The organism is Pseudomonas sp. GD04091, from assembly GCF_029836165.1.
Classification (GTDB): Bacteria; Pseudomonadota; Gammaproteobacteria; order Pseudomonadales; family Pseudomonadaceae; genus Aquipseudomonas.
The window spans coordinates 16667-37349 of sequence record NZ_JAOEBG010000027.1 but is presented as its reverse complement, the minus strand read 5'-3'; the positions used below and the strand labels follow the sequence as shown (position 1 = coordinate 37349).

Here is a 20683-nt window from a genome sequence, read left to right as displayed (position 1 = left end):
CACGGCCATCCGGCTTCAATCCCTCACGCCTTCGCGCCTGCGGCGCTGCGCGCTCCGCTTGCTGCAATTCAGTACCACACGCCAACGCGCTAAGGCGTGTCGGGCTCTTCCAATATCGCCCTGAGTTCCTGGCGCACCTGTGCCAGCAATTCATCAGCTTCGCGGGTGCTGTCACCGGCATAAGCCAATGTGAGCAGCGTGAGCGGATGCACTTCCATGACCTCGCACAGATCGGCCAGCTTCTGGATGGTTGGGCTTTTCAGGTCGCGCTCCAGCGTGCTCATGTAGGTGCGACTGGACACGTTGGAGAACGCTTCCTGGCTCAAACCACGCGCCTTCCTTACCGTCCGAATCGCCGCTGCCAATGAGTTCTTCGCTGCCACCTATGGTTTCCCCAAAAAACCAAGATGACAGCCCATTGCGCCCTATAGGACTACAATCTATAGTGTTCATTTGGTGGTGATGTTTTCCTTTTCCGTGCTTTTACGGAGATCCGCATCTGCGGATTTCCTCAGACCCAGGGAACCGCATCCGTGTCTTTCCTGACTTCCACCAATACGCCTTCGTGCCTCTCCGCTTTTGCGGCTTCGTGCGCTTGCGCATACGTGCATCCGTCCGCAGGCACAGATGCGCCTCGGCGATTGCGTGTGTTCGTGGAAGGGGCGCGGCCTTGACCACGCTTGTCACCGAGGAAGACCGGGTGCACCTACTGGCCCACGGCCTCACCCGCGCCGCAGGCCAGGAATGTGACCCGCTGCCCGTGGTGCGCCTGTTCACACCGGACGCACATGCGACCTGGCTATTGGCCGCGCTCGATCCGACCGATGGCGATACGGCCTACGGCCTGATCGACCTCGGGATCGGGATGCCTGCCCTGGCGACGGTGAAGCTGTCCGATCTGGCGTCCATCGTCGGGCCGCTCAAGCAGCCCGTGATACGAGATCGGTATTTCCAGCCGACGCGGCCGCTGTCGGAATACGTTCGACTGGCTCAGGAAAACGGTTCGATCACCGATTGACGCATTCCAGCGCGACCAGGCAAAAAGTATCGCATTGTGACTATTTCGGTCTTAGCCAAGACCTGGCAAGTCTTGATCCGCATGCTTGCACCAGGGTGGTGCGCTCCTGACCAAAACAGTCATGATGCCAGGCGCGAGATTCGGCACGGTGTTCAATGCTGCACCCCATTTCCGGGCGGTGCAGTCGTCGCATTTAGACGATTTCGGCAATGCACTGGAGCGAATCTGTCTTGACACCAGCAGTTAAAGCGTAACCCGAGTTTGATGACCACTTGATGGCGATTCGATAGCTCCCGCACAGCGGAATTGTGGCGACGTTCCCAGAAACAGGGAGGTTTCGCCATGACTGACCGCAGCAGCCAACACTGGTATCCCACGGCCGCGTATCTCTACACGCTGCACCTCGATGGCCCAGCGCTGGCTTGGGAGTATTTGCGCAGGAATCCAAGCTACCGGCGCGACTGGCTACGCCGGCGTCGCAAGCCTGATGCGGCGCAGGCCTGGGGCCTGCGCCTGCTGGAAGATCCCGGCCTGGATGCGCGCGACGCACATCCTGCTTGGTTCCCCGATCACGATGCCGTGGTGCAGCTATACCCCGACGCCGACCCACCACCCGATGCGCATACCTTCGAGTTCTGGCGCATTCCTGGGCGCAAGCAACTGACCCACGACGGCAAGCGCCTGGTGCTCGTATCGCATTGGCCAGGCTGCTGCGTTCGGCTGGCACTCGCACCCGACCTGGAAGATGGTTCGGCCTATCTCTACGCCACACGCGCCTGCGCCACGCCCTGTGCGCGCTACCGCACGCTCGCTGCGAAGCTGGATGCGCTATCTGCCGCAACCGTGGCCACGCCTGTGGCAACAGCCCGCTCCCGCCCCACGCCCGCCGCGCTGCTGGAACTGCATACCTTGCAAGCGCTCGACGCGACCCTCGCGGGAGCCTCCTTGCGCGAGGTGGGCGAAGGTCTGTTCGGCGCGGATGCCGTCGCGGCCGACTGGCACAAAGACAGTGCATTGCGTGCCCGCGTACGGCGGCTGGTACGCCGCGGCGATGAGCTGATGCACGGCGGCTACCGCCGACTAGCGCAGCTTCCAATGTTCCCGTCGCATTAGGGGGGACGTTTCTCGACCCGTGCGAATCGTCCCTTAGCAAGAAGCCTTGCTTTCTTGAGAGTGCCTCTATCCGGCCGCGTGGTGTGGCCGGGCTTGATGGAGGTACATCCCATGCGACCTGCTCCCTCGCGGCCTGCCGCCGCTGCCGTCACTGCGACCTCGCAGCCTCAACGCTACCTGACAAACGACGAAGCCGCCGACTACCTGCGGCTGTCGCCGCGCACGCTGGAGAAGCAGCGGGTGATCGGCGGCGGCCCCAAGTTCCGCAAGTTCGGCCGCCGCGTCATGTACGCGGTGTCCGACCTCGATGCCTGGGCCGACCAGCGCAGCTACGAGGCCACGTCCGATCCCGAATACGCCGAGCGCCACGCGGGCGACTACCGTGATGGCCGCTGATCGTCGGCGCGTGGGTGGCCTTCGCCATGTCCAGCCCGCCAGGGCAAGCCTTGCCGCAGCGCGAACAGCTCGATCTGTTCCGCGCGCTGCCGGGCGACATGGCGCCACGCGATTCCCAGGACTTGATGGCCTTTCCGTTCTTCTCGCTTGCCAAGTCGCGGCGCACGGCGCCGATCGACTTCCGCAGCGGGAACGTCACCATTCGCGTGGAAGGCACGCAGGAGCACGGCATCGCAACGATATGGGATGCCGACGTGCTGATATGGGCCGCCTCGCAGATCGTGGAGGCGCGCGACGCGGGCCTGCGCCCGTCGCGCTGGATACGCGCCACGCCTTACGAGATTTTGCGCTTCATCGGGCGCGGCACGTCCCTCAACGACTACCAGCGCCTGAAGGCCGCCCTCGACCGGCTGCAATCGACCACGGTGGCCACGTCCATCCGCGAAACCACGGGAAGGCGCTTGCATCGCTTCTCGTGGATCAACGAGTGGAAGGAACTCGCCGACGCCAGCGGCACCCCGCTGGGCATCGAGCTGATCTTGCCGGACTGGTTCTATGCCGGCGTGCTCGACGCCGCCCTGGTGCTGACCATCGACCCGGCCTATTTCCGCTTGAAGGGCGGTATCGAACGCTGGCTGTACCGCCTGGTGCGCAAGCATGGCGGGCGGCAGGAGCACGGCTGGCAATTCGACTTCCGACACCTGTACCGCAAATCCGGCAGCGCGGCCCGCTTCTCGGACTTCGCCTACGACGTGCGCGCCCTGGTGGCGCGGCAGTCGTTGCCCGGCTACGTCCTCGGCATCGAGCGGATGCCGGACGACAACACCGAGCTGCTGACCTTCCGGCCCGTGCCGCACGCGGCACGGGGATAACTGCGGGAGAACCTGTGGACGGCCTCGTGCTATCAGGAGTACCGGGTATCGTGCTATCAGGAGTACGACCCTCGTGCTATCAGGAGTACGAAAACGCCGGAAAGCCAACAACGGCGCGGGTTTGCGTTCCCTCTAACTTACCTAACAAGAAATACATAACTTTTAGTAGAAGCGCGCCGTTTCGGTGGACAACCACGAAACGGCACGGCCAGGCCGGCTTTCCAGCTCGGAGGGCCGCGCCATGATCTTCGCGTTTCTCAACCAGAAAGGCGGCGTCGGCAAGACCACGCTCGCCACGCACATCGCCGGCGAACTGGCGATGCGCGGCCTGCATGTCATCCTGCTGGATGCCGACCCGCAGGGGTCATCGCTCGACTGGACGCAGCGGCGTAGCCAGCAGGGCCTGCCCCGTCTGTTCAGCGCCGTGGGCCTTGCCCGCGAAACGCTGCATCAGGAAGCGCCAGAACTCGCCAGGCGGGCCGATCACATCATCATCGACGGCCCGCCGCGCATCGCCGCCCTCGCGCGTTCCGCGCTGCTGGCGGCCGAGCGCGTGCTGATCCCCGTGCAGCCCAGCCCCTACGACGTATGGGCTTCTGCCGAGATGGTCGCACTGATCCGCGAAGCACAGGTGTTCCGGCCAGCGCTGCGCGCGGCCTTCGTCATCAACCGGCGCGTCAGCACCACCATCATCGGCAGGGAGGCACGGCAATCGCTGGCCGAACAGCCGCTGCCCGCGCTGCGCTCGGAGATCCACCAGCGCATCGTCTTTGCCGACAGCGTAGCCGCTGGCCGGCTCGCCCGCGAAACCGCGCCCGACAGCGCCGCTGCCCGCGAGATCGCCGCGCTCACCGACGAACTGCTGCGGTGGCCGACATGACTGGGAAGCCACCACCACGCAGCAAGCGCGTCGGCATCGGTGCGCGTCCCCCAGCGAATCCGCACGCCGAAGCGTGGATTCGCCAGGGCGACGCAGATGCCGTGCAGAAAGGCGACCTCTACACCGCTCGACTGACGCTCGACATCACGCCCGCCATGCGGGCGCGCATCAAGGTGTCGGCCTTCACGCGAGGCGTGACCGTAGCCGAACTGCTGCGCGACCTGCTGGAGCGGGAGTTTCCCCCGGAGGGCACGCCGTGAACGCATCCGCTTCGACCGCCCACACCCCCAAAGCAAGTGCGCCCACGGCTGCGCCGCCGCCGGCGCCTTCGACACTCGCCGGCCAGGCCGGCAACGTGCCGCTGACGCGCGTGGCGCTGGCCTACATCGAACCGCGCTTCAAGCTCTACCTGCGCTTCGGCGAACCGGCGCGCACGCTCCAGCTCGACCGCTGGCGGCGCTGCGCCGTGTTCCTGCCGAACGCGGTTCTGTGCCGCATCCGTTGGCAGGCCAACGACTACGGCACGATCCGCTGGCAGCTCATGGTGATGCAGACCGCCACGCCGCTGGACGCCGTGCAGCGCATCCCCGGCGTGCAGCCGGGCGCGCGTCTGCTGCTGCACGCCGAAGGCGATGCCAACGTGCGCGCCGTGCTGGAACGCATCGACGGCATCGAGGCGCTGGGCATCGCAGCCGCAGACACATCGCCCGCGTACTGGCGCACGCTCGCGAACCGGCTCGCAGCGCGCTCGGCGCTACCCACATACACCGCAGAACGGCACGCCGCCTGGCTGGCCGGGAGGGCATTGCCATGACCACGATTTCCACGACCGGCCCCGTGCCGCATCCTCGCTCGCGCCTGCGCGCTCGCCTCGTGCTGGCAGGCTTCGCCACCGTCGGCCTCGCTGCGCTGGCCTGGGCGGCGTTCGTGCAGCCCCTGCCGCGAATGGCCTACAACCCGTCCGACAGCGTGGCGGTCGGTTGGTATCGCATCGAACCGTTCGACCCGCGCACCGCCTCGCGGCCACGTCCGCTGTCCGTGGACAGCATCGTGCTGATGCCGCTGCCCGACAGGGCCGCCATGCTGGCTGCGCAGCGCGGCTACCTGCCGACCCGCGTTCCGCTGCTCAAACGTGTGGGCGCAGTCGCGCCACAACACGTTTGCATCGTCGCCGGCCAGGTTCGCATCGACGGCGTGCCGGTGGCCGCCGCCCTGCCTGCCGACCGGCTGGGCCGGCCGCTGCCATCCTTGCAGCTTTGCCGCCGTCTCCAACCGGGCGAACTGTTCCTGTTGAGCGCGACCAACCCGGCGTCGTTCGACAGCCGCTATTTCGGGCCGGTCAGCGCGTTCGCCGTGATCGGCGTTGCGCATCCGATCTGGCTGGAGACACGTCCATGATGGCCGCCGATTCGCTGCACTTTGCCGCGCCTCTCATCGTGCCATCGGGCATGTCGTTCTACTGTTCGTCGCCGTGTCGTCGCGCGTGCAGTGCGGGTGCATTCGCACCGCACTTCGCGCTGCCTTCGGCGCAGCCGCCCAACGTGCAGGCGTCTTGCCTCGAACGCGCCTGGCCTGCGGCCATTGGCGTGTTCGCCGGCGGGCTGGCTGCTCGTGCAGCAGCGCCGCCGGGCCGCCGATGCCCGGAGCGGGAGCGAGGGGCAAAGGCGGAAGGCAAGACAAAAGGGTTCGGCACTCTGCCGCCCGCAAAGCCAGTCTGCACGTGGGGGTGGCGCGGCACGGCGCGGCTTCGCCGCCGTGCCGCGTGGGGCGCGAGGCACGCGCCGATGCAGGCATGTCCGCGTGCTTCGCACGCTCGGACACGCCGGAGCTTGCAGGGAGCACAGCCATGACCGACCGCGGCGACCATGATTTCTGGGTGCGCCCTGGCGCGCCGAAGAACCGAGGCAAAGGCCAGGGCCAGAGCTTCGTTTCCAAGGTGCTCAAGCAGGCTGGCAAGGCCAGCGGCGGCAAGTCGGCGGTGCGCCGTCCTACCGCTGGCGGGAGCGGCCAGCACGCCGGCCAGCGGCCCGGCTCACGGCTTGGACGCGGCCATACGGCGGCGCGCTTCGCAGGCGCAAAGCTGACCCCTATGTCACGGCGCGTGACCATCAAGACGCTGCTGGTCAACCAGCGCAACGCCAGTCCGCAGTCGCTCGCCAAGCACCTGCGCTACATCGAGCGCGACGGTGCCGGCCGGAACGGCGAGCCGGGCCGTGCCTACGGGCCGCAGACCGACGAAGCCGACCTCGATGCCTTCAAGGAACGCTGCCAGGACGACCGACATCATTTCCGCTTCATCGTCTCACCTGAAGACAGTGCGGAGCTGGACGACCTGCGCACCTACACCCGGCACCTGATGAACCGGATGGAGGCCGACCTGGGGACGCGGCTGGATTGGGTGGCGGTCGATCACTGGAACACCGACAACCCGCACACGCACCTGATCGTGCGCGGACGCGACGATACCGGCAAAGACCTCATCATCGCGGGCGACTACATCGCCCACGGCTTCCGCCATCGCGCCGCCGAGCTGGCGACGGAATGGCTGGGGCCGCGCACCGAACTGGAGATCCAGCAGACCTTGCAGCGCGAGGTGGAGCAAGAGCGGTGGACGAGCCTCGACCGCACGTTGCAGCGCGAGGCCGGCGAGGATGGCCGGGTGCAGATCGAACGCTTCAACGAACCCCGGCTGCAACGCCAGCGCCTGCTGCTGATCGGCCGCCTGCAACACTTGCAGCGCCTGGGCCTGGCCGACGAGGTGCAGCCCGGCACCTGGGCCGTCCATGCGGACGCGGAGAAGACCTTGCGTGCCCTGGGCGAGCGTGGCGACATCATCCGAACGATGCAGCGGGCCATGAGCGGCAAGCCTCGCGAGCTGGCGGTGTTCGAGCCGGGCGACGACGGCCGCACTATCGTCGGTCGCGTGGCTGCTAAGGGTCTGGCCGACGAGCTGCACGACCGCGGCTATCTGGTCATCGACGGGTTGGACGGCAAAGCCCACTACGTCGCGTTGGACGCCCGCGACGAGCTGGCGAACTATCCCATCGGCGCGGTGGTGGAGGTACGCGGTTCCGCCGAGGTGCGGGCGGCCGACAAGAACATCGCCACGCTGGCGAGCAATGGCCTGTACCGCACCGATCACCACCTGGCGATCGAGCAAGGCCGAGCCAAGCCCGGCCGCGACCCGCAAGAGGCTGTGGCGGCCCATATCCGCCGGCTGGAAGCCCTACGGCGGGCCGGCATCGTGGAGCGCGTGGCCGAGGGGTTATGGAAGGTGCCGGACGACTTGGCCGAGCGTGGCCGCCAGTACGACGCGCAGCGGCTGGGCGGCGTGGCGGTCGAACTGAAATCGCATCTGCCGATTGAACGGCAGGCCCGCGTCATCGGCGCGACCTGGCTGGATCAGCAGTTGATCGGCGGCGGCAAGGGACTGGGCGACCTGGGCTTTGGCGGCGATGCTAGGCAAGCCTTGCAGCAGCGCGCCGACTTCCTCGAAGAACAGGGGCTGGCCCAGCGGCGCGGGCAGCGGCTGATTCTCTCCCGGAATCTGCTGGAAACGCTGCGCAATCGGGAGCTGGCGCAGGCCGCCCAGCACATTGCCGCCGATAGCGGATTGGAGCATCGGCACGTCACAGACGGGCAGCGCGTAGCCGGCATCTACCGGCGCTCGGTCATGCTCGCCAGCGGTCGCTATGCGCTGCTCGATGACGGCATGGGATTCAGTCTGGTGCCTTGGCGGCCGATAATCGAGCCACGACTGGGGCAGCAGATCGCCGCGACTGTACGCGGCGGCGGTGTGTCATGGGAGGTTGGACGGCAAAGAGGTCCTGGGATTGGATCGGGGCCGTAGGCTGTCGTACCGAGTTAAGGTGTCGAGCAGCGTTTTGGCCCTAGCTTCTGTGCTCCGTTAAGACGACTAGTCTGTGCTTATCGACGACGCTGTGGGTGCATGGTTGCTTGCCAATTCCGGTGCAACTCGCAAACGCGCTGCCCCGACCTGAACTGCCCATTCAACGATCTGCCCGGCCAATATATCCGTGGCGACACCGAACGCGCTCACCACATCGGCCTCTCGCTTGCTGCCTGTGGCTTGGATTGCTTCGAAGCGTCTACTGGCAATAGCAGTCCGTTTGGCCGGATCGACCAGTTGCACATCGAGCCGAACCGCGGCGATCGCTTCAGTGCCGCGGTATTCGAGCTGGAACGCCCGCAGCGTACTGCGCAACTCCATATCGGCGCTCATTGGGGTGCTATCGGTAATCACGGAAGTCGACCGCCCATCGCGCATGAAGGCTTCGACGATTCGGTCACGCAGCAGCACCGGTGCGGGGTCGGCCCAACGCACTCCTTGCCAAGCCGACAAGCGACCATCGGGCTGCGCAATGAACAGCCGCTCCGAATCCAGGACGCGACTACTCTCAGGGGCGTAGACGCGCAGCGCCCCGGGTCCCGGAACGGCGCGCGGCGTACTCTCCGCCTGGGCGATGTGATAGTCGGGCAATTTGTAGGTGACCATTGGAGCTGCTTTGGGAAGCACACTGCACGCGGACAAGCCGAGTACTAGCGTCATAGTCACGGCAGCGACGGGAATCATCCTGGCGGAAGTGTTCACGGCTTGGTTTCCTCAATGTTCTCTCCACCGAGCAGGTATTGCGCCGGATTGCGATCCAGTCGGCGCAGCACGGTGTTTAGATTGGCCAGCGCCTGCTGGAGTTCGTGCATGGCAGGACCTGTGGCGGCCAAGCCCTGGTTCAGCGATTCCTGATTGTTTTGCAGTAGCGTCTCAACCCTGAAAGCGGCGCGTTCGAGGGATGCCGTTGCATCACGCGTGTTCACCATGATTTGCTTACCATCGTTATTTAGTAGCAGGTTGGCATCGCGAAGAGTGCTATTTGCTTGGCGCACGGCAGCTGTCGATTCTCTGCTTGCTTCGGTCAGATTGCTGATTAACGTCGCGATCTCGGCCCTCTGGTCAGCGACCGCGCCCGTGGTCTGTTCAAGATTCACCAGACTGCGGTGCACAAGAGCCAAATTCTCCTTCGACAGTAACTCCTGCGTGCGCAGCAAGATGCCGTTGAGTGTCGTCATGCTGTTCCCCTCACCGGAGACCAGGGATGCCATCGCCGAACGTGGTGCGAGGATCAACGGTTCCTCGTCCTCTCTCCGATCCAGCAATGGCACGTTTGGCCCACCGTCGCTCAACTCGATCACCGCGTTGCCGGTAATTCCCGTGATGACCAATTCAGCGCGGGTATCCTGCCGGACCGGGATGGTGGCATTGATGCGTACGCGCGCTATCGCCCGCCTTGGGTCTCGCGGTGAAAGAGAAAGTGCAACGACTTCGCCAATCGTGATTCCGCTGTACTGAACCTGGCTGCCGGGCGTAAGCCCGGTCACTGGCTCATCGAACATAATCCGGTAATACTGGTAATCGTGGTCGGAACGTGTGTCGCTGAGCCAAAGCGCGAAGCCAATACCAATCGCACCGAGCAGCACGACGAACAGACCAATGAATACATGATGGGCACGTGGTTCCATGATCAGACCACCTCGTTCTCAGAGTTTAAATATTGCGTGCGCCCAGCCCAATGCGTGCGCGACGGAAGAATGATGCAGATGCGGAGGGGTTTCATGGCTGCGTCTCTTGGCTGGAAGCACCAGTGGCCTGTGCGGCCGCACGGCCACGGGGGCCGTGAAAGTATTCCTGTATCCACGGGTGCTTGAAGCGCTCGACTGCCTCGATGCCGTCGTTGATGAGTACCTTCTGGTTCGCCAGGACCGCGACACGGTCGCATATGGTGTACAGCGTATCGAGGTCGTGGGTTACCAGAAACACCGTGAGGCCCAGTGCATTGCGCAGGGTCAGAATCAATTGGTCGAAAGATGCAGCCCCGATTGGATCCAGTCCTGCGGTGGGTTCGTCAAGAAACAGGATGTTCGCATCAAGCGCCAAGGCTCTCGCCAGTGCTGCTCGTTTCACCATGCCTCCGGACAACGAGGCCGGATACTTGTCTCCCGCTCCGGCAGGCAACCCCACCAAGCCCAGCTTGCTTCTTGCCAAACGCTCGGCAAGAGGCCGCGCCAGACCGACATGCTCGATCAAAGGAAGAGCGACGTTCTCCAAGACGGTCAGCGATGAATACAACGCGCCCTTCTGGAACAGAATGCCGAACCTTCGCTCCATACGCGCGCGCGCAAGCCATTGGGCTCGCAGTAGGTCGCGCCCCCCGATACGGACCACGCCCGAATGCGGCTTCTGCAGCCCGACGACGCTACGCAAGAGCACGGATTTCCCGGTGCCTGACCCTCCCACCACGCCAAGGATTTCCCCGCGCCGCACGTCCAGGTCTAGGTCCTGATGGACCTGCTGGGTTCCAAACCTGTTGTCCAGGCCGCGCACTTCAATAGCGTGTCGCACACCGTTGTCGGTGTCTTGCTTCACCGCGCTCACCAGCCCATCTCCATGAAGAACAGTGCAGCGATGGCGTCTATCAGGATCACCATGAAGATTGATTGCACGACACTAGACGTCGTGTGGTCGCCTACCGACTCAGCGCTACCGGCGACCTTGAACCCTTCATGGCAGCCGATAGCGGCGATCATCACCGCGAAGAGCGGGGACTTGCTCATTCCGACAAGAAAATGGCGCACCTCGATTTTTTCCTGCACGATGGCAAGGAACTGTGCGGGAGGAATTTCCAAGCTCAGTGCGCATACGGTGGCGCCGCCCGCAATGCCAGCCAAGATGCCTACTAAGGTGAGCAGTGGCAAGGACACAAGAAGCGCCAGCACGCGTGGCAGCACCAGTAACTCGATGGGGTCGAGCGCGTTGGAGCGAAGCGCATCGATCTCTTCATTTGCCTTCATCGAACCGATTTGGGCGGTGTACGCGCTTGCGGTACGGCCTGCAATCAATATGGCCGGGAGCAGCACTCCGAACTCGCGCATGAACGAGAAGGCGACCAGATGCACCGAGAAGATGCTCGCACCGAAGTTGGCCAGCACCGTTGCTCCCAGGAACGCCACCACCATTCCTACCATGAAGCTCAGTAGCGCCACGATGGGAATGGCGTCCACCGCTGATCGCTGGATTTGAGCGATCACCGAGGTCGCGCGCCAGCGACGCGGGTGACGAACGGTACGGCTCCATGTTTCGATGATCTGGCCCACGAACCCGGCCAGACCAAGACACGCACGACAGCCCTGTTCCAAGGTCAGGCCTATGCGTCCCAGACCGCGGAGCAGAGGATTCCCGCTCACCGCTGCTTTCTCCGTCTTCTGCTGATCGGTAGCAGCGGCGGCCAGCGCTCTCATTAGGGCGAGGCGATCCGAGGACAGATTTGGAGCTGCCTCCGGCCGGTCGAGTATCGAGTCTGGCCCGAGAATTTCCACCAGCAGAGCCGCGCCGGCGGTGTCCAGTCTCTGGACTTGCGTCCAGTCGAGTAAGGGAGTGGCGTACCCCTCGGCATGACTGATGCGGGCGGCGGACACGGATTTTGCCAGACTGGCGTAGTGCTCTATCGTCCAGTCGCCACCCGCCAGCCATTTGTGATCACCGCCGACCATGGCATCCTGCCGGAGCCAAGCCTGTGAAGCGTTGCTCATGGCTGCGTGTCCCGCCAAGCGCTGTCGATGCGCTCGATGCAGTTCGTGATCGCCGCTTTGGCATGACCCAGCAATGTGTACGAACCGGCGAACTCTTTAATGACGTTGCCGCGCTCGAAGCAACTGGCGGCAGCAACCCGGCGTCCCGTCCTTAAATCGACTGCTTCGAACTCTAGGCTGGCACCACCCGTCGTCACGGGTCCAACCAGCAGGGTCGTCATTGCATTGACTGCCCGATTCGGTGTCTGCAGTTCGGTGACCGCTACACGCACCCGAACCTGTCCCGCGCCACCTGGGGGGGCGGGACTTTTGCCTTCCTGGCGTTTCAGTTCGCTCGTCACATGGTCTAGCACTTCGCGCTGCTGCGCGTCATCGAGCCCATCGATGCGACCCGAGGCGGTCTTGATCTGCGCTTCTTCCACCACGACAGCGGCATAACGCTTGGGCTCGAATCCCGCTGCGCGGTACATCAGTACGTTCTCGTATCGTGTCGGCGATAACTTCTCGTAGTCGCCGAGAAATCCGGAGCGCGTCATGCTGTTGGTCGCGCATCCAGAGAGCGCGCCTGCTACGCAAAAAAAGATGCCGCCGCGGATCAATGCAGTTTTGCTCTTCATAATGGGTCTCCTTGATCAAACGAAACTAAGACAGGCAATGCCTGCTGCGATGAGGGCGGTGCCAGACCAGCGCGTTACCGATGCGACATCGCCTAGTAGGAGGGCGCCGACGCCCAAGTTTCCAAGTAGCCCGATTCCTGCCCAGGCTGCAGAGGCCGCGCTGATCGGAATCCGCTTGAGCGCGAACCACAAAAGTGCGCCGCTGGCCGCCATGCACGTCACTGCCACACAGAGGCCGACCCAGCGCATCGGACCGCCCGCCGTGATGGCCCGCAGGCCCAGTGGATAGCCCGCTCCTAGAACCCCTGCGGCAATGACAATCGACCAGGATTTCCAGATCAGCGGATGGGTGCTGAATCGCATAAGCCTAGCGAGACATACGCATGAAGCGTGGGTGCATACGAATTCTGAGAATGCGCAGCACGCGGCGGCTCGCAAGAGACTCATGAGCGATCTCCATGCGCGGTGGCGACACTCAGGTTCCACGGCCCAATTCGCTTGATTCCAAACAGGACTTCGTAAAGCAGCGGAATCAAGCCCAACGTCACCAGCGTTCCGAGTGCCAGCCCACCGATCATCGCGATCGCCATCCCTTTCCATAATGGTCCGGAGAAGAGCATGAGTGGCACCAGTCCCGAAATGCAGGTGACCTTGGTCATCACGATTGGACGAAGCCGTTGTATCGCGGCCCCAACCAAGGCTTCATGGCGTGGCAGGCCTTCCGCTAGCCCCTGGTCGATGCGTTCCAGCAAGAGCACGGCGTTGTTGACAATGATCCCGAACAGGGCCAGTACGCCGAAGGTCGCCATGAAGCTGAAAGGTGTGCCGGTCAGCTTCAGAGCCAATACCACGCCGATAAGCGTGAAAGGGATCGTCGCGAGGATCACACCGAGCTTGCGGAAAGAATTGAACTGCCATACGAACAGCATCAGCATCGCCAGAAATGCGAGGGGCATGTAGGTCGACAGCGCGGCGTTCGATTCGGCGGCTTCCTCGATCTCGCCGCCAAGTTCAACCGAGTAGCCCGCGGGCAGGTCCAGGGCAGCGACGCTAGGCGCCAGGCGGTTGATGATCTCCTGGGCGGTGTAAGAGGTGTTCTGTCCTTGCACGGTGATCGTGCGGATGAGATTGCGCCGTTGGATGACCGAGGGCTCGCTCGCGAGCGATACGTCTGCGACCTGAGCCAGCGTCACCGCTGGACCGCCGTTGGTGGGATAGATGAGCGTCGCGCCTACGTCTGCCGTGCTGCGACGCTCGCTTACGATACTGCGCAGGACGATCGGGACGGAGGTGTCACCGTCGCGAATAACCGAGATCGATCTGCCGCTGTAGCGGACATCCAGCCCGCCAGCGATGTCTTCAGTCGTCACGCCCGCCCGACGCGCGCGGTCCTGGTCGACCCGTACGTCGATGCGGCCAACGCGCGTATCCCAATCGTTCTTGACGTTGATGGTGCCGGGCAGCTTGCGCAGCGCTGCTTCGATTTTGGACGCGGCCCCCAACAATACCTCCTCATCCGGACCGCTGACGCGATAAATGGCAGTCCCTGACTCGGTCGCACCGAGCGAGAAACGCTTGGGCTCGGCGCGCACGTCGCCATGTGCTTGCGCAAAGTAGCTGCGGGTGCGGGCGAGGACGGCGTCGATGTCGCTCTTCGGCTTCAATGTGACAACGAAGTACGCGATGTTCGATGCCGGCAGTGGTGGATTCAGGCTAAGGATGAAGCGCGGGCCACCATCGGCGACGTAGCCGATGTGATCGGAGACTTCTGGATTGATGTTCGTGTCGCCCAGCCAACCACTGATCTGCTTCACGCGGGCGAGCGTTTCGCGCGAGTCGGTACCGGGGGCGAGCTGCACCGGAATCTGGAACTGAAGCCGGTCGGACTTGGGCATGAAATCGTACGGCAGGGTGGTGAAGCCATACAGCGCAATGGCAAGCGCCGCGATCATCGACGCTACATAGACCGCCTTATGGTGGAGCACCCACTCCAGTACGCGCCGGTAGCCACGGTAGAAGCGGGTGTCATAGGCGTCGCCCTGCTCCTGCTTGTGATGGGGTTTGGCGAAGTGGTAGCACAATAGGGGCGTGACAGTCAGGCACAGCAGCCACGAAGCGAACAACGTCAGTGCCAGCACGACCACGAGATTGTGCAGATACTCGCTCGTGGCGTTCTGGCCAAAAAAGAACGGCGAGAACACGATCACGATCACGAGCGAGGACGTGAGCAGCGGAATGGCGAGCGTGCGGCCCGCCTCGAGGCAGGCATGCTTACGATCTTCGCCACCGGCCAGGCGGCGTTCGATGTCTTCGGCAATCACAATGCCGTTGTCCACCAACAAGCCGAGCGCAATGATGATGGCGCCCATCGAGACGTTCTGAAGCTCGATGTTCATCGCGCGCATGACGATGAGTGCACTGAGGATCGTCAACGGCACGATCATGCCCACGATGATCCCGGTGCGCCAACCGAGAAATAGCACGACGACACCGAGGACGACGATGATCGTCTCCATCATGACGTGGTTCATTTTGCCCATCTCGTGCTTGACGACATCGGCCTGGAAAGTGACGTATGACAGATCGAAACCCGCCGGCAGCAGCTTCTCCTGGTCTGCAACCCGTGCTTTGAGCGCTTTTCCGAACTGCTCCACGTTCTGACCGGAGGCCATCGAAACCGCCATGACGACAGCGGGCTGGCCTTTGTAGATGGCAGCAGATTCCGGCGGATCGGCTGGCCGCACACTCACCTGCGCCAGTTCACCCAATGCGATCGTCGGCACGGGCGCCGTACTACTTTGCGGTCGTGGCAGCGCGATCGGCATTGCTCGCAGGGAGGGAGCGTCACGCACTTCGCCACTGACCGCCAAGGTTGCATTGATGCCGCCGACAACAATTTGTCCACCCGAAGCGACGACGTTCTGTTTGACGAGTTGGTCGATCACCCCCTGTGGTGTCAGCTCCAATCGCGCGAGCCTAGGCCGATCGAATTCGAGATAGACGCGCTCTTCCTGCAGGCCGTAGAAAGTGATGCGCTCAATACCAGGCACGGTGTACAGGCGGTCGCGCATCTGCTTGAGCGCGACGCGCATCTCGCTCATGGAGTAACCTGGTGCAGTGACCGCAATCGAGGCAACCGCGACGCGGCCGAAGTCTTCGTCGACGAAAGGCCCCATCGTGCTCTGTGGTAAGGCATCCTTCGAATCGGCGACCTTGGCCCGGACGCGCTGCCAGATCGGTGCCAAGTCGGTGTAGCGGTCCCAGATCGTGACCTGGATCATGGCGCTGCCTGCGCGCACGGTGCTCGTCACGCGCTTGACCTCTGCCAGTTCGCGCAAGCGCTCCTCGATCGGCCGGGCAATGAGTTGCTCAACGCGTTCGGCGGGCAGCCCCGGGTTCAACGCCGTGACCATCGCATCGCGGACCGTGACAGTCGGCTCCTCCTGAGAAGGAAAATTCAGGAAGGTCGCGATGCCGGCGACGAAAATGATGAGCGCTACAAAGTAGGTAAGTCGACTGGCGCGCAGCGCCATCTCGGTGATCTTCATGATGAAGTAACCTGGTGGATCGCGTTAGCGCTTGGTCAATTGAGTGGTGGCTTCCAGTGGTGTCACTGGCTGTCCATCGGTGAGCCATCCTCCTCCGGCGGCAACCACCGTCTCGCCGGGCTTGAGTCCAGCGAGGACGCGCGCGCTGTCTCCTTCCTGTACCGGCGTGAAGCGCACCGCGCGACGGTGCACCTTCTTATCTTCAGGGGTGTAGACGAAGACGGAAGCCTCGCCCGGCTTCGTGCCGAGCACCAGCGAGGCATAAGGTATGGATACAGTCTCGGGCCGAGAGGTCTTGGAGGTTGCCGCAGGTGCGTCGAGCACGACCTGTACGGGAATACCTGGCCGAAGTGCGCGCGCTTGCGCGTTATCTTCAGGCACTAGCACCACGGGTAGGAGCGAGCCATTTTCGGCGCGCAGACCGACACGACGTACCACCGCTCGGATTGGTTGTTCGGCTCCGCTCCAGCTCAGTTCTGCGCGTTGGCCGACATCTATGTGAGGTGCCTGTGTAGTAGACGCGTTCGCGATGATCTCAGTGCCACTGCGCACGCCGTCGACCTGAAATACCGGCGCACCAGCAGCAATGTCGGTGAACGCCAAAGCCAGCTTTTCCGCCACGACACCATCGAAAGGAGCGACGATCATCGTGCCACGTTGTGCTCGTTCGGCCAGGCCAAGCGCCGCCTTGGCAGTGCGCGCTTGACCCTCTGCGACCGCTAGCTGCGCCTTCGCGCTCTCGAACGCAGCAGGGGAGATGACTTCGCTTTCGAGCAACCGGCGCTGTTGATCTGTCTGTACACGTCGATCCATCAGGCCGGCTTCGGCGGCCGCCAGGGATGCTTGCGCTTGTGTCACGCGAAGCCGGTCAGGTTGCGCATCAAGTTCTGCCAGGACTTGGCCGCGGGAGAACCGTTCACCCACGTCGACGTTCAACTTGGCGATCCGTCCTCCTGTTTCAAATCCTAGGATGCTGCGCTCGGTTGCTCGCGCCGAGCCAGTCAATTCGATGCGAGAGCTATGCGGGAGATCCGACTGCGCGGCGGCGAGCTTCACTGCGCGCGGAGGCTCGGATACGGTGGATTGCGAGTTTCCGCACCCTGAGAGCAGAGTCGAAATGGATAGTGTGCAAGCAACCGCCAAGGAGCGCGGTGCGCACGCGGTCATGACACCGCTACGGACGCGACTCATGTGCGTCCTTTTGCCGGGACAAGTTCGAGATGGCCCGAGGCGAGATCCTGGAGCGCCCGAAAGAAATGCCGCCGCTCTGCGGGTGCGAGTATTGGCAAACCCAGAAGATCGGCGAACAGGGCGCCATCCAATGCCAGCATGATGAGTGCCGCGGTCTCGGTGCCACGCGGGGATCGACGCACGCGTTCGTACTGCACGCGGTACCACTCGCGCAGTGGGTCGAGAAGTGTTGGATCTTCCGCAGCTGCCGCGAGCAGCGCTGCGCCCATCTTCTGCATCTCGTCGTCGGGCATCGCTTCCACCTGGCTCGACAGCCAGGGGTCCGGATCTCCGGCAAACCTGCGCTCGTGATTGGCTTGTACCGCGTCGAACGCCCGGATCATCTCGTCGATCAGTGTCACGAACAAATCGCGTTTGGTCTTGAAGTGATAGAGAAACGCCCCTTTGCTCAACCCGGCCCGCACAACGACGGCGTCCAGTGTCAAGCGACTGGCACCTTCCTCCAGCACCAGTTCGCGGGCGGCCTGCAGGATGCGGTCGCGAGTTCGCTGGGCTCCTTGCTGGAGGCCGGGCTGCGCATCGGCGCTGCTATGGGCAGTGGACGGGGGGGGCAACTTTGTTTTCGCGCGGGGCGGCATGGTCGTGCTCCAAAAAAGCTTGAGTCATATACAGTCCAGACGGTATAGTAGAAGCCATACAACAGTCCGTCAAGACTTTTTCGGAACGCAAGGAGCTGCCATGTCTCAAATTCTTGAACGCTATCGCCTCATTGCCATGATTTCTCCGCTACTGCTTCTTGCGGCCTGCAGCCATGCCCCGCACTCTGCCGATCCACCTCGCCTGGATGTACCGGCCCATTTCTCAAATGAAGAGGGAGGTGAAGGCATCTTGGACAAATCGTCCCGCCGTACTCTTCCCGTCGATTGGTGGACGGCCTACGGCGATCCGCACCTCAATGCCTTGGTCCGGGCGGCGCTGGAGCGCAATACCGAACTGACGATTGCGCGAGCGCGCGTGGACGAGGCATCGGCCGCCACGCGGCGAGCACGGGCCTCCCTGCTCCCCTCGTTGTCCGCGGGCACGCAGGCAACTCGAGGACGCGACTATTCAGAGAACGTTGCAATCGGCAATGATGGCCGCGCCACGTTGTCCGCATCGTGGGAGGCAGACCTGTCGGGACGGCTTTCGCAGGCAGCAGAAGGTGCGCGCCTGGATGCGGTGGCAGCCGAACAAGCGTGGGTTGCCACGCGGTGGCAGGTCGCGTTTGAAACAGTGTCGGCGGCTGTGCAGCAGCGCCAAGCCAGTGAGCTCGAAGCGCTAGCCGCGGCGCGGCTGGCATCCGCAGAACGACTCGTCTTGCTGATGCAACGGAAGTTCGAGGCCGGACAAGCTACCGGCTTCGACATCGAGCGTACCCGCGCCGGCGTCGTCGCACTGCGCGTGGAGCAAGAGCAACTGCGGCGTGCGCGCGGCGAGGCGACGCATGCACTCGATGTACTAGTGGGACAAACGCCCGGAGCGCCTGCAGCTTCCCCAACTCTTGCGTCGCTCGCCGTCCCGGACTGGACACCGACACGCATACCTGCGGACCTGCTGAGTGAGCGGCCCGACGTGCGCGCCGCCGAAGCGAAGTTCGCCGCCGAAACCGCGCGCTGGAACGCAGCCGAAGGCGAACGCTTCCCCAGGCTGGTGTTGGACCTGAGCGGCGGACGGCAGCGCGTAGAGAGTGTGGGAACCCGCATCACTGGAAACATTTTTTCACTTGGGGCCGGGGTGTCGTTGCCGATCTTCGATGGTGGCGCGATCCGTGCCGGCATCGAGACCGGAGAGGCGCGCAGCCGAGCTGCCCGTGCGGAGTTCGAGCGCACTTTGTTGAGTGCTTTGCAGGACGTAGAGAACGCATATCTCGGTTGGCATACGCAGCACGCAGCACTGGAGCATCAGGCCGAGGGTGTCGCAGTCGCGGAGCGTCAGCTCGATCGCAGCCGACGTCTGTTCGAGGCGGGACAAGTGGACGCCACGGTGGTGGCCGAGGCTGAGGCCGGGGTGCTGTCAGCGCAGGCTTCGCTGATCCGCACGCGGGCCGAGACAGCCATGCAATGGGGCGTCCTGGCAAAAGCATTATCCGGCTCTCCTGTTTGATCGCAGAAACATGCTGGAGCAGCTTGCGAAGGCTAGCTAAATAGCGTGACGCAAGGCGAAGGTGGTGAGGCCTGAGTGATGAGGAATGCGAACATGGAAATTCGACACCTGCGCTACTTTCTGGCGGTGGCAGAGGAGCTGCACTTTGCCCGAGCCGCAGAGCGCCTCCACATAGAGACATCGCCGCTGTCGCGCGCCATCAAGGAACTTGAGGAAGAGTTGGGCGTAGCGCTATTTGCGAGAACCACTCGGAGCACCCGCTTGACTCGTGCGGGCAGGCTCTTCTTTGAGAGCGTGCCGCGTGTCTTCGCAGCTTTGCAGCAGGCGCGCGACAGTGTGAACGCCGCAGCCAATGGCTTTCATTGCCAGCTCCGTATTGCATTGTCTGATGGAATCACGCCATCGCGCCTGCCTGCGTTGTTGGCGCTCTGCCGGCAGGAAGAGCCGGAAGTGGAAGTTCGCTTCTTCGAGGTGCCTTTGGCACAGCAAATCAAGGGATTGTGTGGCGAACTGTACGATCTCGGCTTCGCTCAATCGGATGAAGTCGGCGAAGGCATCATCGCCGTGCCGGTGTGGAGTGACCCTCTGATGGTAGCTGTGCCCGCACGGCACCCCTTGCTATCCCACAAACAGATTCCCCTAGAAGAGCTGTTGCGGTATCCGCTGGTGCTCTGCGACGCGGTGGCGTGTGAGGGCCATGCTCGGCAAGTTGAACGGGTGCTACGTCGCGTGGACATAGAGCCACTGATTGCCGAACGCGTGACTTCCAGCGATCTAATGATGGTCCTGGTTTCGGCGGGACTTGCACTAGGCCTCACAGGAGGCGCGCATATCACAGCCAGCAGGGAACAGGGGGTGGTCGCACGGCCGCTGACTGGACGTTCGCCAATGCTCACGACCTATCTACTACGGCCGGCCAGCGAGCCGTCAGAAATGCTGACTCGCTTCATGGAACGCGTTCATTCGATCAAATCTCCAGATGCCAAAGGTCGGCGGTAAACCATCACACAATCTCCCAAAGAAAATTAACCATGAAGAAGATTGCTCTCATATTGCTTTCCTCGACATTGGCAGCCTGCAGCCCATCTGGGAAACCAGATAAAGCCAACCTTCCGACAGTCGATGAATTAGCGCTCAATCCTGAGCGTCTGAAAGAGTTGCGCAAGCAATGCAAGTTGGATCGACCAATGCTGGGCGACCAACTATGTAACCGGGTTGCCGAGGCTACGCGAAAGCGCTTTTACGAAGATGGCGATGTGCCCCACACCACGCCTAAAGAGCCGCCGAAGTTCTAAGCTGGT

Annotated in this window: 22 protein-coding genes; 12 read left to right on the top strand and 10 right to left on the bottom strand. The window is 63.2% G+C overall.

Translation table 11 applies throughout. From position 1 onward, the window contains the following. Positions 1–89: 89 nt before the first annotated feature. Entirely contained in the window at positions 90–383 is a 294-nt protein-coding gene (locus tag N7422_RS23765) for a helix-turn-helix transcriptional regulator (protein ID WP_006379425.1), read from the bottom strand. A 287-nt stretch (positions 384–670) separates the two neighbouring features. Here N7422_RS23765 and N7422_RS23760 point away from each other — a divergent pair, with 287 nt between their 5' ends. The 9 genes from N7422_RS23760 (at position 671) to N7422_RS23720 (ending at position 8129) form a co-directional block, all read left to right on the top strand. Further along, positions 671–1018 (top strand): DUF2958 domain-containing protein, encoded by a 348-nt coding sequence (locus N7422_RS23760; protein ID WP_016487838.1) that lies wholly within the window; start codon positions 671–673, stop codon positions 1016–1018. A 342-nt stretch (positions 1019–1360) separates the two neighbouring features. Continuing rightward, positions 1361–2131 (top strand): DUF2285 domain-containing protein, encoded by a 771-nt coding sequence (locus N7422_RS23755; RefSeq protein ID WP_003092318.1) that lies wholly within the window; start codon positions 1361–1363, stop codon positions 2129–2131. A 111-nt stretch (positions 2132–2242) separates the two neighbouring features. Further along, positions 2243–2527 (top strand): helix-turn-helix domain-containing protein, encoded by a 285-nt coding sequence (locus N7422_RS23750; protein ID WP_001247107.1) that lies wholly within the window; start codon positions 2243–2245, stop codon positions 2525–2527. Between the two features lie 26 nt (positions 2528–2553). After that, positions 2554–3399 (top strand): replication initiator protein A, encoded by an 846-nt coding sequence (locus N7422_RS23745; protein WP_022652188.1) that lies wholly within the window; start codon positions 2554–2556, stop codon positions 3397–3399. 241 nt (positions 3400–3640) lie between these two features. Next, entirely contained in the window at positions 3641–4279 is a 639-nt protein-coding gene (gene parA, locus N7422_RS23740) for a ParA family partition ATPase (protein WP_003092312.1), read from the top strand. Then, a complete protein-coding gene (locus N7422_RS23735) occupies positions 4276–4539 on the top strand; it encodes a hypothetical protein (protein WP_000147048.1) in 264 nt (87 codons plus the stop codon). The genes parA and N7422_RS23735 overlap by 4 nt, the downstream gene beginning before the upstream one ends. Next, positions 4536–5093, top strand: coding sequence for a DUF2840 domain-containing protein (locus N7422_RS23730; protein WP_023093372.1), 558 nt, complete (start codon positions 4536–4538; stop codon positions 5091–5093). The genes N7422_RS23735 and N7422_RS23730 overlap by 4 nt, the downstream gene beginning before the upstream one ends. Continuing rightward, positions 5090–5677, top strand: a complete 588-nt coding sequence (locus tag N7422_RS23725; RefSeq protein ID WP_003092304.1) for a S26 family signal peptidase — start codon at positions 5090–5092, stop codon at positions 5675–5677. Before N7422_RS23730 ends, N7422_RS23725 begins: the two co-directional genes overlap by 4 nt. A 448-nt stretch (positions 5678–6125) precedes the next feature. Further along, positions 6126–8129 (top strand): relaxase/mobilization nuclease and DUF3363 domain-containing protein, encoded by a 2004-nt coding sequence (locus N7422_RS23720; protein WP_000132148.1) that lies wholly within the window; start codon positions 6126–6128, stop codon positions 8127–8129. A gap of 66 nt (positions 8130–8195) precedes the next feature. Here the strand turns inward: N7422_RS23720 and N7422_RS23715 are convergent, their stop codons facing one another. The 9 genes from N7422_RS23715 to N7422_RS23675 all read right to left on the bottom strand — a co-directional run bounded on the left by N7422_RS23715 (position 8196) and on the right by N7422_RS23675 (position 17878). Then, positions 8196–8795 (bottom strand): ABC-type transport auxiliary lipoprotein family protein, encoded by a 600-nt coding sequence (locus N7422_RS23715; RefSeq protein ID WP_003124411.1) that lies wholly within the window; start codon positions 8793–8795, stop codon positions 8196–8198. A 92-nt stretch (positions 8796–8887) separates the two neighbouring features. Next, a complete protein-coding gene (locus N7422_RS23710; protein WP_000433686.1) occupies positions 8888–9817 on the bottom strand; it encodes an MlaD family protein in 930 nt (309 codons plus the stop codon). 91 nt (positions 9818–9908) lie between these two features. Beyond that, on the bottom strand, positions 9909–10730 hold the full coding sequence (locus N7422_RS23705; RefSeq protein WP_023093371.1) for an ATP-binding cassette domain-containing protein: 822 nt from the start codon (positions 10728–10730) through the stop codon (positions 9909–9911). Further along, positions 10727–11884 (bottom strand): ABC transporter permease, encoded by a 1158-nt coding sequence (locus N7422_RS23700; RefSeq protein WP_000063629.1) that lies wholly within the window; start codon positions 11882–11884, stop codon positions 10727–10729. Before N7422_RS23700 ends, N7422_RS23705 begins: the two co-directional genes overlap by 4 nt. Further along, positions 11881–12501 (bottom strand): DUF3313 family protein, encoded by a 621-nt coding sequence (locus N7422_RS23695; RefSeq protein WP_000837791.1) that lies wholly within the window; start codon positions 12499–12501, stop codon positions 11881–11883. Before N7422_RS23695 ends, N7422_RS23700 begins: the two co-directional genes overlap by 4 nt. Before the next feature lie 15 nt (positions 12502–12516). Beyond that, positions 12517–12864 (bottom strand): SMR family transporter, encoded by a 348-nt coding sequence (locus N7422_RS23690; protein WP_038421338.1) that lies wholly within the window; start codon positions 12862–12864, stop codon positions 12517–12519. An 80-nt stretch (positions 12865–12944) separates the two neighbouring features. Next, a complete protein-coding gene (locus tag N7422_RS23685) occupies positions 12945–16049 on the bottom strand; it encodes an efflux RND transporter permease subunit (RefSeq protein ID WP_003092293.1) in 3105 nt (1034 codons plus the stop codon). A 24-nt stretch (positions 16050–16073) separates the two neighbouring features. Beyond that, positions 16074–17216 (bottom strand): efflux RND transporter periplasmic adaptor subunit, encoded by a 1143-nt coding sequence (locus N7422_RS23680; protein WP_223294861.1) that lies wholly within the window; start codon positions 17214–17216, stop codon positions 16074–16076. A gap of 20 nt (positions 17217–17236) precedes the next feature. Further along, the gene (locus tag N7422_RS23675; RefSeq protein ID WP_023093369.1) at positions 17237–17878 is read right to left on the bottom strand and encodes a TetR/AcrR family transcriptional regulator; all 642 of its coding nucleotides are present in this window, start codon (positions 17876–17878) and stop codon (positions 17237–17239) included. 100 nt (positions 17879–17978) lie between these two features. On the opposite strand from N7422_RS23675, the gene N7422_RS23670 reads away from it, so the two are divergent. From N7422_RS23670 to N7422_RS23660, 3 genes are all read left to right on the top strand, one after another. Next, positions 17979–19382 carry a TolC family protein gene (locus N7422_RS23670; RefSeq protein ID WP_000078291.1) on the top strand — a complete coding sequence of 468 codons (1404 nt, stop codon included), beginning with the start codon at positions 17979–17981 and terminating at the stop codon, positions 19380–19382. A 93-nt stretch (positions 19383–19475) separates the two neighbouring features. Next, positions 19476–20381, top strand: a complete 906-nt coding sequence (locus tag N7422_RS23665) for a LysR family transcriptional regulator (protein WP_000405670.1) — start codon at positions 19476–19478, stop codon at positions 20379–20381. Positions 20382–20413: 32 nt separating this feature from the next. After that, entirely contained in the window at positions 20414–20677 is a 264-nt protein-coding gene (locus N7422_RS23660) for an EexN family lipoprotein (RefSeq protein WP_000717310.1), read from the top strand. Positions 20678–20683: the final 6 nt, after the last annotated feature.